This window comes from Comamonas sp. MYb69 (assembly GCF_037479315.1).
GTDB lineage: Bacteria > Pseudomonadota > Gammaproteobacteria > Burkholderiales > Burkholderiaceae_C > Comamonas.
Genome location: NZ_JBBGZG010000011.1, coordinates 142,989 through 157,690 on the forward strand (window position 1 = coordinate 142,989; position 14,702 = coordinate 157,690).

The 14,702-nt window shown below is 64.4% G+C and carries 14 protein-coding genes; 5 read left to right on the plus strand and 9 right to left on the minus strand.

Annotated features, from left to right (window positions below; all coding sequences use genetic code 11):
* The first annotated feature begins 13 nt into the window (after positions 1-13).
* The 4 genes from WH303_RS16210 to WH303_RS16225 all read left to right on the plus strand — a co-directional run bounded on the left by WH303_RS16210 (position 14) and on the right by WH303_RS16225 (position 5,120).
* Positions 14-1,213 (plus strand): deoxyguanosinetriphosphate triphosphohydrolase, encoded by a 1,200-nt coding sequence (locus WH303_RS16210; RefSeq protein ID WP_339519842.1) that lies wholly within the window; start codon positions 14-16, stop codon positions 1,211-1,213.
* 200 nt (positions 1,214-1,413) lie between these two features.
* Positions 1,414-2,043, plus strand: coding sequence for a DUF1415 domain-containing protein (locus WH303_RS16215; protein WP_339519769.1), 630 nt, complete (start codon positions 1,414-1,416; stop codon positions 2,041-2,043).
* Positions 2,040-2,930 (plus strand): class I SAM-dependent methyltransferase, encoded by an 891-nt coding sequence (locus tag WH303_RS16220; RefSeq protein WP_445228299.1) that lies wholly within the window; start codon positions 2,040-2,042, stop codon positions 2,928-2,930. The genes WH303_RS16215 and WH303_RS16220 overlap by 4 nt, the downstream gene beginning before the upstream one ends.
* Positions 2,931-3,086: 156 nt before the next feature.
* Positions 3,087-5,120: a PhoX family protein gene (locus WH303_RS16225; protein ID WP_339519770.1), complete on the plus strand. Its 2,034-nt coding sequence runs from the start codon at positions 3,087-3,089 to the stop codon at positions 5,118-5,120.
* Positions 5,121-5,204: 84 nt separating this feature from the next.
* On the opposite strand, the gene WH303_RS16230 is transcribed toward WH303_RS16225, so the two are convergent.
* From WH303_RS16230 to WH303_RS16270, 9 genes are all read right to left on the minus strand, one after another.
* On the minus strand, positions 5,205-6,203 hold the full coding sequence (locus WH303_RS16230; RefSeq protein ID WP_339519771.1) for a Bug family tripartite tricarboxylate transporter substrate binding protein: 999 nt from the start codon (positions 6,201-6,203) through the stop codon (positions 5,205-5,207).
* A 98-nt stretch (positions 6,204-6,301) separates the two neighbouring features.
* Complete coding sequence (locus WH303_RS16235) at positions 6,302-7,636, minus strand: short-chain fatty acid transporter (RefSeq protein ID WP_339519772.1); 1,335 nt, start codon at positions 7,634-7,636, stop codon at positions 6,302-6,304.
* A gap of 66 nt (positions 7,637-7,702) precedes the next feature.
* A complete protein-coding gene (locus WH303_RS16240; RefSeq protein WP_339519773.1) occupies positions 7,703-8,452 on the minus strand; it encodes an SDR family oxidoreductase in 750 nt (249 codons plus the stop codon).
* Positions 8,453-8,472: 20 nt separating this feature from the next.
* Entirely contained in the window at positions 8,473-8,769 is a 297-nt protein-coding gene (locus WH303_RS16245; protein WP_021026108.1) for a YciI family protein, read from the minus strand.
* Positions 8,770-8,844: 75 nt separating this feature from the next.
* Complete coding sequence (locus WH303_RS16250; protein ID WP_339519775.1) at positions 8,845-9,903, minus strand: cyclase family protein; 1,059 nt, start codon at positions 9,901-9,903, stop codon at positions 8,845-8,847.
* 80 nt (positions 9,904-9,983) lie between these two features.
* Positions 9,984-10,781 carry a 3-oxoadipate enol-lactonase gene (gene pcaD / locus WH303_RS16255; protein WP_339519776.1) on the minus strand — a complete coding sequence of 266 codons (798 nt, stop codon included), beginning with the start codon at positions 10,779-10,781 and terminating at the stop codon, positions 9,984-9,986.
* A 158-nt stretch (positions 10,782-10,939) separates the two neighbouring features.
* Positions 10,940-12,142 (minus strand): 3-oxoadipyl-CoA thiolase, encoded by a 1,203-nt coding sequence (gene pcaF, locus WH303_RS16260; protein WP_339519777.1) that lies wholly within the window; start codon positions 12,140-12,142, stop codon positions 10,940-10,942.
* A 36-nt stretch (positions 12,143-12,178) separates the two neighbouring features.
* Positions 12,179-12,820, minus strand: coding sequence for a 3-oxoacid CoA-transferase subunit B (locus tag WH303_RS16265; protein WP_339519778.1), 642 nt, complete (start codon positions 12,818-12,820; stop codon positions 12,179-12,181).
* A 16-nt stretch (positions 12,821-12,836) separates the two neighbouring features.
* Positions 12,837-13,538, minus strand: a complete 702-nt coding sequence (locus WH303_RS16270) for a 3-oxoacid CoA-transferase subunit A (protein ID WP_339519780.1) — start codon at positions 13,536-13,538, stop codon at positions 12,837-12,839.
* A gap of 310 nt (positions 13,539-13,848) precedes the next feature.
* Between WH303_RS16270 and WH303_RS16275 the strand changes: the two genes are divergently transcribed.
* Positions 13,849-14,673, plus strand: coding sequence for an IclR family transcriptional regulator domain-containing protein (locus tag WH303_RS16275; RefSeq protein ID WP_021026102.1), 825 nt, complete (start codon positions 13,849-13,851; stop codon positions 14,671-14,673).
* Positions 14,674-14,702 lie beyond the last annotated feature (29 nt).

Below are 14,702 nucleotides of genomic sequence, written 5' to 3' on the forward strand. Positions count from 1 at the left end.
TCCCTCGCTGCTGATGCAGCCAGCCGAGCCCCAGCAGATCTGGACCGAGCTGGGCCTGGCACCCTATGCCTGCTTCTCTCACCGCAGCCAGGGCCGTCTGCATGCGCAAGAGGCCGCGCCCACGCGCAGCGCTTTTCAGCGCGACCGCGACCGGATTGTCCACTCCACCGCCTTTCGCCGACTGGTCTACAAGACCCAGGTCTTTCTGAACCACGAGGGCGACCTGTTTCGCACCCGCCTCACGCACTCGATCGAGGTGGCGCAGCTGGGCCGCTCCGTGGCGCGGGCGCTGCGCATCAATGAAGACCTGACCGAAGCGATCTGCCTGGCCCATGACCTGGGCCACACCCCTTTTGGCCATGCGGGCCAGGATGCGCTCAATGCCTGCATGCAGGACTTTGGCGGCTTTGAGCACAATATGCAAAGCCTGCGCGTGGTCGATACGCTCGAAGAGCGCTACCCGGACTACAGCGGTCTGAACCTCTGCTTTGAGACCCGCGAAGGGATTTTGAAGCACTGCTCGGCCAAGCACGCGCGCCAGCTGGAGCAGCGCGAGCCCGGCGGTGTGGGGCAGCGTTTTTTGCTGGGCCACCAACCGGGGCTGGAGGCCCAGCTGGCCAATCTGGCCGACGAGATTGCCTACAACGCCCATGATGCGGACGACGGCGTGCGCTCGGGCCTGATCAGCCTGGAGCAGCTGATGGGCGTGCCGCTGTTTGCCCGCTATGCCCAGGAGGCGCTGGCCGAATACCCGCAACTGCAGGAGCCGCGCTGGCAGCGCAAATGGCTGTATGAGGCCACGCGCCGCATGCTCAGTGAGCAGATCTACGATGTAATCCGCCACACCAGCGCCGGCCTGCAGGCTGCGCAGCCCGCCGATGTGGATGCTGTGCGCCAGCTGCCCGCGCTGGTCGGTTTCAGCAGCACGATGGCGGCCGAGTCGGCCGAGCTCAAGCGCTTTTTGTTCAAGAACCTGTACCGCCATCCGCAGGTGGTGCAGACCACCGGGCAGGCCAAGGTCGTCGTGCGCGAGCTGTTTGACATCTACCTGGCTGACCCCGCGCAGATGAAGCCGCGCTTTGCCGCCCGTGCGGCCGGTCTGGACCCGATTGCTTGTGCCCGTGTGGTGGCCGATTTCATCGCCGGCATGACCGACCGCTATGCACTGCGCGAGCATGAGCGCCTGACCGGCCAGCGCGTGCTGGTCTCCTGACAGCAGGACGCCTGCACGCTGGGCATGGCTTAGCGCCGCAAGTGGCAAAGCGCCCCTCGCTACAATGGCAGGCCCAGCGTCAGCCTCTGCCCGCTTGCGGCCCTGCGCCGCCCTGGCGCCTAGCGCCCACCCCCGTTGCAGGGTGATGGCCCGCAGACAGCCCCCGCTGGCCACCCATAACTCCACCAGAAAGCCCCACGATGACCGATACCCATGCTGCGCCCGCGTCTGCGGATGAGGCCTTGCACCAAGTGGTGATCGCCGACACCGTGAACTGGCTGGAAAAAGCCGTCATCGGCCTGAACCTCTGCCCCTTTGCCAAGGGCGTACATGTCAAGGACCAGATCCACTATGTGGTGAGCGATGCGCAGGATGCCGAAGCGGTGGCGCATGATCTGCACCGCGAGCTCGAAGCGCTGGCCGAAGCCAATCCGGACAAGCGCGATACCACCTTGCTGATCCTGCCGCTGGCCTTGCATGATTTTCTGGATTTCAACGATTTCCTGGAGATCGCCGACGAAATGATCGAAGAGCTGGATCTGGGCGGCATCCTGCAGGTGGCCTCATTCCACCCGCTGTTCCAGTTCGAGGGCACCACGGTCGACGACGTGACCAACTGCACAAACCGCTCGCCATACCCCATCCTGCACCTGCTGCGCGAGGAGAGCATCGACAAGGCGGTCGAAGCCTTCCCCGAGGCGGATGCAATTTACGAAAAGAACATGGACACGCTCGATGCGCTGGGCCTGGAAGGCTGGCTCGACCTGGGCGTGGGCCCGCGCTGCCCCTTCCCGCACCAGGGCGCTGCCAGCGACAAGGCCGAGGAATGAAAACGATGAAAGCACCGCGCGCCGCAGGCCGTAGCACCACCAAGCCCGCCGCCCCCGATGTCGCCCAGCAGCTGGAGCTCAAGCCCGGCCAGTCGATTGAGCTGCTCAAGGCGCTGCACATCCTCACGCGCGATGGCAAGCTGAACCAGGATTCGCGCCGTAAGCTCAAGCAGGTCTACCACCTCTACCAGTTCATCGAGCCTTTGCTCACCGAGCTGTCGGCACAAGACCATCCGGTCAGCCTGGCCGACCATGGCGCGGGCAAGTCCTACCTCGGCTTTATCCTCTACGACCTGTTCTTCAAGAACCTGGGCCGTGGCCATATCTACGGCATCGAGACCCGTGCGCCGCTGGTAGAGGCCTCGCAGCAGCTGGCGGCCGATCTGGGTTTTGCGCGCATGTCGTTCCTGAACATGTCGGTGGCCGATTCCACCCGTACCGATGCCGTGCCCGAGCGCTTTGATGTGGTCACTGCGCTGCATGCCTGCGATACCGCCACCGATGACGCCATCGCCTTTGGCCTGGAAAAGCATGCCCGCGCCATGGTGCTGGTGCCCTGCTGCCAGGCCGAAGTGGCCGCCTGCCTGCGCCAGAACAAGGCCATGAGCCTGTCGCGCACGCCCCTGGCCGAACTCTGGCGCCACCCCATCCACACCCGCGAGATGGGCAGCCAGATCACCAATGTGCTGCGCTGCCTTTACCTGGAAAGCCAGGGCTACCAGGTCACCGTGACCGAACTGGTGGGTTGGGAACACAGCATGAAGAACGAGCTGATCCTCGCCAAATACACCGGCCAGAAAAAGCGCGCAGCGGCCGAGCGCCTGCAGCAGCTCTTGGTTGAGTTTGGTCTGGACCAGTCCTTGCAGCACCGTTACCGCTTGGATTAATTTGCAGTTTTTGCGGGTGTGGCGCGGCTTATACCGCACAAACTTATCGCATCGATGACAGTGCTGTGACGTCATCGGAGATTCATAAAAGTCGCGTCGCCGCTTTCTAGACTGGGCCTTCCCTACGGTGGTTCAATAATCTGGAGAGTCGAAGCGATGAGCAAATCCATTTCCGACAAAGTCGTCCGCAACACGGATGGCAACACCCCTTTCAGCACCATTCTCGAAGCGAACATGTCGCGCCGTTTGGTGATGCGCGGCAGCCTGGGCTCGGCCCTGGCGCTGTTTGCCGGTGCCAGCATCTCCGCCTGCGGTGGCGGCAGTGATGGCGATGATGACAAGGCCGTCAAGCTCGGCTTTGCGTCGCTGCCCAACTCGATGACGGATGCCTGCGTAGTGCCCGCCGGCTATGTGGCCTCGGTCATCGGTGCCTGGGGTACGCCGCTCAACGACCAGGCAGCGCCCTGGAGCAATGAAGGCCGCAACACCTCGCAGGATCTGCTGCACTCCACCGGCATGCACCATGACGGCATGCACTACTTCCCGCTGGCCGGCAGCTCCAGCGAAGGCCTGCTGGTCGTCAACCACGAATACATCGACGAAAAGGCCTTGCATCCCAACGGCCCCACCTCGGTGGGCGGCAAGCGCCCGGCTGAAGAGGTGCGCAAGGAGGTCAATGCCCATGGCGTCGCCGTCATGCATGTGCGCAAGCAGGGCAGCCAGTGGGAGATTATCCAGAACTCGCGCTACAACCGCCGCTTCACCTCCGCCACGCCGATGAACCTGTCCGGCCCTGTGGCGGGCACCGACTGGGTCAAGACGCCGTTCTCCACCACCGGCAGCCAGGTGCGCGGCACCAACAACAACTGCGGCAATGGCACCACCCCTTGGGGCACCTACATCACCGCCGAAGAAAACTGGGCCGCCTGCTTTGTCAACACTGGCGAGCAAACCGCCGCGCAAAAGCGCGTGGGCGTGCAGACCAAGCTGGGCCGCTACCAGTGGGAAACGGCCGCCGGCGATGCGACGGAGCAGCAAGGCGAATTTGCCCGCTTCAACATCACCGCCACTGGCGCCGATGGCCTGCAGGACTGGCGCAATGAGGTCAACGGCTTTGGCTACCTGGTCGAGATCGACCCCTACGACCCCGGCAGCACGGCCACCAAGCGCACCGCGATGGGCCGCTTTGCCCACGAAGGCGCTGCCTACGGCATCCCGGTGGCGGGCAAGCCGCTGGCTTTCTACAGCGGTGATGATTCGCGCTTTGAATACATCTACCGCTTTGTGTCCGAAGCGCTGTGGGACCCCAAGGATGCCGAGCGCAGCGACCGCATTGCCGTGGGCCACAAGTACCTGGACAAGGGCACCCTGTACGTGGCGCGCTTTGATGCCGAAGGCAAGGGCGAATGGCTGGCGCTGACCCCCGCCACCAAGGGCAAGGACGGCCGCAGCCTGGGCGAGGCCTTTGGCAATATCGATGCCATCCTGATCAACACGCGTGGTGCGGCCGACTTTGTCGGTGCCACGCCGATGGACCGCCCCGAGTGGACCGCCGTGCACCCCAGCAATGGCGATGTCTACCTGACCCTGACCAACAACACCAGCCGCAATGCCGAGCGCGGCACCAACCCCGCCAACCCGCGCCTGAACAATGTCAACGGCCATATCGTGCGCTGGCATGACGACGCTGGTGCCAACACCTTCCGCTGGGACATCTTTGTGTTTGGCTCGGACGCGGCGGGCAATGCCGACACCAACCGCTCGGGCCTGACCGAGCTGAACCAGCTCGCCAGCCCCGATGGCATTGCTTTCGATGACCGCGGTATTCTGTGGATCCAGACCGACAACGGCATCGATGGTGGCCGCAACAATGCGGTTGCCAAGGCCACCAACGACCAGATGCTGGCCGTGGTGCCCGGTGCTATGAAGGATGCCAAGGGCACCGGCCCCGTCATCAATGCCAGCAACCAAGCCGAGCTGCGCCGTTTCTTTGTCGGCCCGAACGAGGCCGAGATCACCGGCTTTGCCTATACCCCCGACCACACCAGCATCTTCCTCAACATCCAGCACCCGGTGAACTGGCCCGCCTATGGCACGGCCGATGCCACCCGCGCGCCCGATGGCACGGTGCGCCCGCGCTCGTCGACGGTGGTGATCCAGAAGGCGGACGGCGGCCCGATCGGCGTCTGATCTTTTAGTCAGCCGCCATAGAAAAAGCCGCCGGTCCTGGGCGTCCAGGATCGGCGGCTTTGCTTTGTGCGCTTGGGCTGTGGATTAGCCTGCGGTCGCGCCCGAGGTCTTCACCACTTGCTTCCACTTTTCGTTTTCAGCAGCGATGAACTTGCCAAATTCGGCCTGCGATTCGGTCACCACTTCGCCGCCTTGGTCGCCAATTTTTTTGATCACGTCAGGCTTTTGCAACACCTTGATGATGGCGGCATGCAGCTTGGCCTGCACATCGGCGGGTGTCTTGGTGGGGGCGAACAGGCCAAACCAGGAGGTGGCTTCGTAGCCGGGCACGCCTGCTTCGGCAACCGTTGGCACATCCGGCAGCTCGGGCGAGCGCTTGGCGGTGGTCACCGCCAGTGGGCGCAGCTTGCCCGAACGCACGTGCTGGATTGCAGAGGGCATGTTGTCAAACATGATCGCAATCTGGTTGCCCAGCAGGTCGGTCACGGCCGGCGCGCTGCCCTTGTAGGGGATGTGGATCATGTCGACCTTGGTCATCATCTTGAACAGCTCACCCGACAGGTGGATGGAGCTGCCGCTGCCCGAGGAGCCAAAGTTCACCTGGCCGGGGTGGGCCTGGGCGTAGCTGATCAGCTCCTTGACGTTCTTGAAAGGCTGCGCAGGGTTGGCCACCAGCAGGTTGGGCACATTGGCCACGCGGGTCAGCGGCACAAAGTCCTTGTTGGGGTTGAAGGGCATTTTCTTGTAGAGCCATTCATTGATCGCGTGGGTGCCCACGGTGCCCATGAAGATGGTGTAGCCATCGGCCGGCGCACGTGCAGCAAACTGGCCGCCGATATTGCCACCGGCACCGGCGCGGTTGTCGATGATGACCGGCTGGCCCAGCTCCTCGCCCAGCGACTGGCCCACGATGCGGGCCAGAATGTCGGTGGTACCACCGGCCACAAAGGGCACGACCAGCGTGATGGGCTTGTTCGGGAAGGCCTCGGCCGCAAAGGCTGCTGGCATAAGGGCTGCCCCCAGGCTGGCAGCGGCGATGGCTTGCAGCACGGTGCGGCGGGCGTTGAGGCGGATGGTGTTCATGGGTATCTCCAAAGCAAGGTGAAAAAGGCTGCCACTTGTTTTGTCAATGCTTGTTGGGTCTCGCGTGACAGCCGGAGGAAGGGAAGGTCTGGCCCGGTTTATGGCCAGAACAGGGAGGAGCCGATGTAGATGGCCCCCACGACGAACATCGAGACCACGGTGTAGCCCATGATGTCCTTGAGCTTGAGCTTGGACAGCGCCAGCGCCGGCAGGATCCAGAAAGGCTGCACCAAGTCGTTCCAGCCATTGCCCAGCATCACCGACATGGCGGTGTGGGCCTGCGATGCGCCCAGGGTCTTGGCCGCTTCGATCATGAAGGGGCCTTGCAGCACCCAGTGGCCACCGCCCGAGGGCGCAAAGAAGTTGATGAAGAACGAGCTCACCAGGCCCCACAGCGGCAGGGTGTAGGCGGTCGAGAAGCTCACAAACACATGGGCGATCGATTCGACCAGGCCCGAGGCATGCATGATGGCCATGATGCCGGCGTAGAACGGGAACTGCAAAATGATGCCGCCAATGGTCTTGACGCCTTCATTGACCTTTTCCACATACTTCATCGGTGTGCCCAGCAGCAAGATGCCCAGGAACAGGATGAAGAAATTGATCATGTTCAGATCCAGGCTGCCGTTCTGCATGAAGTGCATGACCACAAAGGCCATGCCGGTCAGGCCAATCAGCCAGCTCAGGATGCGGCTGTTGTTCAGGCGGCCGGCAAAGGTCTTTTCATCGCCCAGCAGGTTGGCGGCCGATGGGCCCTTGGCCTCTTCGTTGCTGGCCAGCTCGGGGCTGATTTCGGTGATCTTCTCACCGGCCTTGGGGTGCATCGCGGCGTTGATCAGCGGCAGCACGATCAGCACGGCCAGGGCCGTGAGCAGGATGTGGGGCGAGAAGATGGTTTCGCTCAGCGGGATGATGCCCATCTGCTTTTCAAAGCTGTGGCCCTTGGTGGAGATCAGCACCGGAATCGTGGCCGACAGCCCCAGGCTGTACATCGTAAAACCCGTGTAGGCCGAGGCGATGATGAGCGGGTAGTGCACGCCCTTGACGCGCACGGCCAGCTTCTTGGCCATGATGCCGCCAATCACCAGACCGAAACCCCAGTTGAGGTAGCTGCCCACGCAGCCCACGACGGTGGCCATGATGATGGCGCCACGCGGCGTGTGCACCATGCCGGCAATGCGGTTGAGGAAGCGGTCCACCACCGGCGCGGCGGCCAGCACATAGCCCATCACCAAAATCACCGCCATCTGGGTGGTGAAGGCCAGCAGGCTCCAAAAGCCCTTGCCCCAGTCCTGCACCACCAGGTTGATGGGCCGGCTCTCCACAGCAAAGGCCAGCACCATGGTCAATAGCGTAAGCAAGATCGCGAACACAAAGGGGTCGGGCAGATACTTGCGCATCAGCTCGGTGAAAAAAGCGGTGATTTTTGACATCAATGTCTCTTGTTATCGGTGGTTGGAGCAAAGGCGGGCCGGTACCAGACAGGCCCACGAAAAAATTTAGACCGGTGCCACGCCCACGGTCATGCCGCCGCAGACATAAAGCGCCTGGCCGGTGACAAAACCGCTGCGCTCGTCGAGCATGTAGGCCACGGCATGGGCCACGTCATCGGGCGTGCCCACACGCTTGACGGGCACAGACTGGATGATCTTTTGCGTGCGCTCGGCGCCCGGCGGGTTGGCCTTGTCGAACAGCTCGGTACGGATGGGGCCGGGGCCAATCGCATTGGCGGTGATACCCCATTGGCCCAGCTCCAGCGCCCAGACGCGGGTCATGCCGATCAGGCCGGCCTTGGTGGCGGCGTAAGCGGTGCGTAGGTCCTTGCCCAGCGCGGCACGCGAGGACATGTTGACGATGCGGCCAAAGCGCGCCTCCTGCATGCCCGGCAGCAAGGCCTGCATGCACTGGAAGGCGCAGCGCAGGTTCAGCGATACGGCCAGATCAAATTCGGCCAGGGTCTGGCTGGCGGCGTCGTTGGGCACGACGATGCCAACGTTATTCACCAGGCGGGTGATGGCGCCGCCAGCGAGCGCTTCGCCCAGCGCGCGCGCCGTGTCTTCGGCGCTGCTGAGGTCGGCCTGGATCGCGACAAAGCCTGCCGGCACCTGGTCAATCTGGCGGTCGATGATGACCGGGTCATAGCCATCGGCATGGCAGCGCAGCGCAGCGGCTGCACCAATGCCGGCGCCGCCGCCGGTGATGAGCACGCGGGGGCGTGCGGGAGTCGATGGGGTCGATGGAGTGGACATAGCAGTTTCCAAGAAAGGCGTCACAGGCAGCACTGGCCGGCCACATAGGCCTTGCGCCAGCGCGTGATGCGCACCTGGGCAAACAGTGCAGCCTGGTAGAAGGGATCGGATTCGATAAAGGCCTGGGCTGCTTCGCGCGTGTCCAGGTCCACCACATAGAGGCCACCGCCCATGTCGCTGCCGTCGTCCTGCAGCTTGGCGCCGCAGGCCAGCAGCAGCTCGGCGTTGCGCGCCAGAAAGTCCAGATGCGCCGGGCGGTGGGTCTGGCGCACGGCCTGGTGTTCGGGCTTGTCGAAAGTCTCAATGATGTAGGGCATGGTGGCTCCGGGGTAGGGCGCGGCAGGCGTGCTTAGGACGGCTGCCGCTGTAAAACGGGTCTCTGAATGCCGGTCTCAGACCGTGGCAATCGGGGTCACGGGCGAGGCAATGGCGCCGGGCAGGTTCAGCGGTGGGGCGGTCAGCAGAAAGCGGCTGCGGCCATGGGCACGCAGCCACTGCGCCAGCGGCGTCAGGTGCCAGAGCTCACCCAGGTGCAGGCCCAGCTTGAACAAACAGTGCTCATGCAGCGGCAGCGCGGCGCAGCAATCGGCACCGGGCTGGGCCGGATGGGCTTCGACGGCATAGTTGTCGGCAGCGATCACGGCGATCTGGCTATCGCTGATCCACTGAAGCAGCTTCTCGTCGCGGCCATTGAGCACCGCGCAGCGGTTGTTCAGCACCACCGGGTCGGGGTTCTTCTGCATCGCCAGCACGGCCTGGGCAAAGCCGGTGTGCAGGCAGAGCATGTCGCCGGGCTCGATCTCCAGCCGGTCGGCCTCGATCACGCGCATCCACTCGTCGTAACCGATCAGGCTGCGGGCATCGCCGTAGTGCGCATGCAGGTCCAGCATCACGCCCCGGCCTTGCACGCCGTTCTGCGCCATGCCCTCGATGCCCAGCGCCTTGGCGCAGCTGGTGCTGCCGCTGCTCTCGGCCGTGGGCATGCCGGTGTCGCTGACCAGCAGCGGCCCCAGCACATCGCGGCCAGCAGCAAAACCGTTGTAGTAGAGCGGCTCGGGCACACCGTCGCCATTGGCATCGAACAGCTGGCCGGCATGGGCCAGGCCATCCCACTGGGTGGAATACTGCAGCGACAGCACGGCCATGTCGTCCGACAGCACATCGGTGCGGCCGGGCTCCAGGTCGCCCAGCAGGCAGTTGAAATTGACCAGGCCCTTGCGCTGCAGCGGGCGCAGCACAGGCGGCTTGCGGTTGGGGTTGAGCGCGCTGCCGCCGGGGTAATCGAGCGGCAGGCTGAGTGAAAAGCGCAGGCCTTCCTGCACCTCGGCCACGCCCTGGCGCACCTTGGCGGCCGTCAACAGGTTGAGGCGGCCCAGCTGGTCATCGGGGCCGAAGTCGCCCCAGGTCGATCCTGCAGGGCGCTGCTTCCAGCGTGGATTGGCATCGGACATGCTTGTCTCCTTGGTTGAGGAAGGGCTGCAGCGAGCGGTTGTTGTTCTTGGTACCCGTCTGCATGGTTTGAGGCTTTGCCTCAGTGTTTTTGCAAAAAGCTGCCCAGTGCCAGGTCAAAGGCCTGGGGCACTTCGAGGTTGGACAGGTGCGAGGCCGGCACGGTCGCCAGCTCCGAGCCGGCGATGGCGGCATGCATGGCCTGGGCATCGGCCACCGTGGTGACCGGGTCGGCGCTGCCGCCAATCAGCAAGGTGGGGGTCTGGATGCGGGCGATATCGGCACGCAGGTCCTCCACAGCCAGCGCTTCGCAGCAGCTGGCATAGCCTTCGGGGGCAATGCCGGCAATCCAGGCCTGGGCGGCCCGCACCACCTGGGGCTGGCTGGCGATAAAGCCTTCGGTGAACCAGCGGCTGGGCGATGAATCGGCCAGGGTCTGCATGGCTGCCGCGCCATTGGCACGCACCAGCGCGGCGCGGTCGCGCCAGCCGGCTTCGGCGCCAATCTTGGCGGCGCTGTTGGCCACGGTGATGCTGCGCATGCGTGCGCCGGCATGCACGCCCAGCCAGAGCCCGGTAAGGCCGCCCATCGAGATACCGCAGAAATGGGCCTGGTCGATGCCCAGGCTGTCCAGAATGGCCAGCACATCGCCGCCCAGTTGGGCGAACTGGTAGGGGCCTGGGCTCAGCACGCTGGCGCCGTGGCCACGGGTGTCATAGCGCAGCACGCGGTACTGGCTGCTGAAGCTGCGGGCCTGGGCATCCCACATGTCCAAGGTGGTGCCCAGCGAGTTGGAGAACACCAGCACCGGCGCGCCCTCAGGGCCTTGCAGATCGATGTTGAACATGCCGGTCGCAGTGGTGATTTGTTGTGTTGCCATGGCGTTCTGTCCTTCAAAAAGTGCCCCTGCATCGCTGCGCGGGCGTGGCTGCGCCAAGGTGGGCTAGGCAGCAGCGCTGGTGTTTGGGGGGAGGGTGTCGGGGAGTGCGGGGCAAGGCGCGGCCTTGGCAGGCCTGCGCTTGCCGCCGCAGTGGAGCGTCAGACTTTTTCGAGAACCACGGCAATGCCCTGGCCCACGCCGATGCACATGGTGCACAGCGCGTAGCGGCCACCCAGTGCATGTAGCTGGTTGACGGCGGTGGTCGCGAGGCGTGCACCCGATGCGCCCAGCGGGTGACCCAGCGCAATCGCGCCGCCCCATTGGTTGACGCGCTGGTCGTCATCCGCAATGCCCAGGTCGCGCAGCACGGCCAGGCCTTGGGCGGCAAAGGCTTCGTTCAGCTCGATGACATCCATGTCGGCCAAGGTCAGGCCGGCCAGTGCCAGCACCTTGCGCACGGCAGGTGCCGGGCCAAAGCCCATGATGCGTGGGGCCACACCGGCAGTCGCCATGGCAACCACACGGGCGCGCGGGGTCAGGCCGTATTGCTGGGCAGCTTCTTCATTGGCCAGCAGCAAGGCGCAGGCGCCGTCATTCACGCCCGAGGCATTGCCGGCCGTCACGGTACCGCCTTCGCGCACCACGCCCTTGAGCTTGGCCAGCGCTTCGATCGTAGTGGCGCGGGGGTGCTCGTCCTGGCTGATCACCAGTGCATCGCCCTTTTTCTGTGGAATGGTCACGGCCACGATCTCGCGGGCCAGGTGGCCGGCGGCGATGGCTGCGGCAGCCTTTTGCTGCGAGGCCAGGGCCATGCGGTCCTGGGCTTCGCGCTCGATCTTGAAGTCGTCGGCCACGTTCTCGGCCGTCTCGGGCATGGAGTCCACGCCGTACAGCGCCTTCATCTGCTTGTTGACAAAGCGCCAGCCAATGGTGGTGTCGTAGACGGCATTGTTGCGGCTGAAGGCGGATTCGGCCTTGGGCATCACAAAGGGTGCGCGGCTCATCGATTCCACACCCCCCGCGATCATCAGGCGTGCTTCGCCGGACTTGATGGCGCGGGCAGCGGAGCCCACGGCATCCAGGCCCGAGCCGCAGAGGCGGTTGACGGTGGCGCCGGGCACCTCGATGGGCAGGCCCGCGAGCAGGCTGGACATGCGGGCCACATTGCGGTTGTCTTCGCCGGCCTGGTTGGCGCAGCCGTAGATCACATCGGTCACGGCCGTCCAGTCCACACCGGGGTTGCGCTCCATCAGCGCCTTGATGGGCACAGCGCCCAGGTCATCGGTGCGCACACCGGCAAGCGCGCCGCCGTAGCGGCCAAAGGGGGTGCGCACGGCGTCGCAGATATAGGCGTTGGTCATGGTGTCTCCTTGGATGAATACAGATCGGCGCTGCGCTTACAGCAGGCTCAGGCCAATCATTTGTTCGAGTTCGGCCTTGTCCAGACCTGCAACGGTGTCGATGAGCTTGAGGCCTTGGGGCGTAACCTCGATGGTGGCCACATCGGTGTAGATGCGCTTGGCGCAGCCAATGCCGGTCAGCGGGTAGCTGCATTGCTTGACGATCTTGCTCTCGCCCTTCTTGGTCAGCAGGTCCATCATCACCCAGGTCTGTTTGGCACCAATGGCCAGATCCATCGCGCCGCCCACAGCCGGAATGGCACCGGCCTCACCGGTGCTCCAGTTGGCCAGGTCGCCGTTCTCGGCCACTTGGAAAGCGCCGAGCACGCAGATGTCGAGGTGGCCGCCGCGCATCATCGCAAAGCTGTCGGCATGGTGGAAAAAGCTGCCGCCTGCGAGCAAGGTGACGGGCTGCTTGCCGGCGTTGGTGAGGTCATAGTCTTCCTCGCCAGCGGCGGGGGCCGGGCCCATGCCCAGGATGCCGTTTTCCGACTGCAGGATGACTTCGCGGTCCTGGGGGATGTGGTTGGCCACGGCCGTCGGCTGGCCAATGCCCAGGTTCACGTAGGCGCCATCATGGATGTCCTGCGCCACGCGGGCGGCCAGTTCGTCTTTCGTACGTTTTTGGTAGCTGCTCATGGTCTTGTCTCCTGCTTCAGGCTGTTTTTTTGAAGCCACCGGCTTGCGTGGCAACGCGCTCGATCTTGATGACCTGGTTGACATAGATACCAGGGGTGACCACGGCCTCCGGGTCGAGCTGGCCCAGCTCCACGAGCTCATGCACGGTGGCCACGGTGTACTTCGCCGCAGTAGCCATCACCGGGCCAAAGTTGCGGGCCGATTTGCGGTAGGTCAGGTTGCCCCAGCGGTCGCCTTGCTCGGCCTTGATCAGCGCCACGTCGCCATAGATGGGGTACTCGAGCACATAGTGCTTGCCATTGATCTCGCGCGTTTCCTTGCCCGCGGCCAGCTCGGTGCCGTAGGCGGTGGGGCAGAAGAAGGCGCCGATGCCGGCACCTGCCGCGCGCATGCGCTCGGCCAGATTGCCCTGGGGCACCACTTCCAGCTCGATCTTGCCGCTGCGGTAGAGCTCGTCAAACACATAGCTGTCGACCTGGCGCGGAAAGCTGCAAATGATCTTGCGCACGGCACCGGTCTTGAGCAGGGCCGCCAGGCCCGTGTCGCCATTGCCGGCGTTGTTGTTGACCACCGTGAGGTCGCGCGCACCTTGTGCGATCAGGCCATCAATCAGGGCCGCTGGAATGCCGGCGGTGCCAAAGCCGCCGATGAGCACGGTCGAGCCGTGCTGGACGCGGCTGAGGGACTCGGCAATCGAGTCCGAAATCTTGTTGATCATCTTGTCTCCTGGTTCTGAACACGGGTCGCAACAGGCTGCTGATCCCGCTGCGGCATGGTCGCGCTGCGCTGGGGCAGTGCCTGTACCGCGTGCGACAAATGCAATGCCGAGGCTGCCTGCGCGAAACCTGGGAATGCATTTGAGAGGATCGGCGGCCTTTGGTAGGGCTCTTGGATGAAATGTTCGTATATAGAACATTAGTTCGCTAAAAGAATTATAGACTGCCTGATAATCCGCTACCCGATGTCCCTGCGATTTGCTTTTGTATTGCCAGGGACCCGCTCCACGCCAACGACCAAGATTGCGGCCTATGAAAGAAGAAGACCCGACCCTCCGCCCCAGCGACAGCTATGTGCAGTCCTTCGCGCGCGGGCTGGAGGTCATCCGCAGCTTTGGCGCTGCCGCGCCGCGCCAGACCTTGACGGAAGTGGCCGAGGCCACCGGCATGACGCGGGCCGGGGCGCGCCGCATTCTGCTGACCTTGCAGACCCTGGGCTATGTGCGGGTGGAGGGCCGTTTGTTTGCGCTCACGCCGCGCATCCTGGATCTGGGCTTTGCCTATCTGTCGTCGATGCCGGTCTGGAACTTGGCCCAGCCGGTGATGGATGCACTGGTCGAGCAGACGCACGAGTCCTGCTCCATCGCCGTGCTCGATGGCCAGGATGTGGTCTACGTGTTGCGCGTGCACACGCACAAGATCATGAGCACCAACTTAGGCATGGGCTCGCGCCTGCCGAGTTTTTGGACCTCGCTCGGCCGGGTGCTGCTGGCCGAGCTGCCGCCGCAGGAGCTGCAGCCCTTGCTGGAGGGCCGCGACCGCACGATGTTCACCCGCTTCACCCTCCAGGACGATGCCCAGCTGCTGGCCGAGCTGGCCCAGGTGCGCGCGCAGGGCTGGTGTCTGCTCAACCAGGAGCTGGAAGAGGGCCTCACCTCGGTGGCAGCTCCTATCCGCAATGCCAGCGGCCAGGTGGTGGCTGCGATGAACATCAGCGGCCAGGCCAACCGCACGACGCCCGAGATCATGCAGGGCGAGCTGCTGCCCCAGCTCTTGCAGGCGGCCGGGCGCGTCTCGGGCCTGCTGGGCTACCAGCCGGGTCGGGGCATCGGCGGCAAGATAGCGCCACGCTGCTGAGCGGCGGGCGCCGTTGCGCGCTTGGGCTC

Coding starts and splice junctions, on each gene's coding strand:
- WH303_RS16210 (WP_339519842.1), top strand. CDS start 14: ATGCAGCCAGCCGAGCCCCAGCAGATCTGGACCGAGCTGGGCCTGGCA.
- WH303_RS16215 (WP_339519769.1), top strand. CDS start 1,414: ATGACCGATACCCATGCTGCGCCCGCGTCTGCGGATGAGGCCTTGCAC.
- WH303_RS16220 (WP_445228299.1), top strand. CDS start 2,040: ATGAAAACGATGAAAGCACCGCGCGCCGCAGGCCGTAGCACCACCAAG.
- WH303_RS16225 (WP_339519770.1), top strand. CDS start 3,087: ATGAGCAAATCCATTTCCGACAAAGTCGTCCGCAACACGGATGGCAAC.
- WH303_RS16230 (WP_339519771.1), bottom strand. CDS start 6,203: ATGAACACCATCCGCCTCAACGCCCGCCGCACCGTGCTGCAAGCCATC.
- WH303_RS16235 (WP_339519772.1), bottom strand. CDS start 7,636: ATGTCAAAAATCACCGCTTTTTTCACCGAGCTGATGCGCAAGTATCTG.
- WH303_RS16240 (WP_339519773.1), bottom strand. CDS start 8,452: ATGTCCACTCCATCGACCCCATCGACTCCCGCACGCCCCCGCGTGCTC.
- WH303_RS16245 (WP_021026108.1), bottom strand. CDS start 8,769: ATGCCCTACATCATTGAGACTTTCGACAAGCCCGAACACCAGGCCGTG.
- WH303_RS16250 (WP_339519775.1), bottom strand. CDS start 9,903: ATGTCCGATGCCAATCCACGCTGGAAGCAGCGCCCTGCAGGATCGACC.
- pcaD (WP_339519776.1), bottom strand. CDS start 10,781: ATGGCAACACAACAAATCACCACTGCGACCGGCATGTTCAACATCGAT.
- pcaF (WP_339519777.1), bottom strand. CDS start 12,142: ATGACCAACGCCTATATCTGCGACGCCGTGCGCACCCCCTTTGGCCGC.
- WH303_RS16265 (WP_339519778.1), bottom strand. CDS start 12,820: ATGAGCAGCTACCAAAAACGTACGAAAGACGAACTGGCCGCCCGCGTG.
- WH303_RS16270 (WP_339519780.1), bottom strand. CDS start 13,538: ATGATCAACAAGATTTCGGACTCGATTGCCGAGTCCCTCAGCCGCGTC.
- WH303_RS16275 (WP_021026102.1), top strand. CDS start 13,849: ATGAAAGAAGAAGACCCGACCCTCCGCCCCAGCGACAGCTATGTGCAG.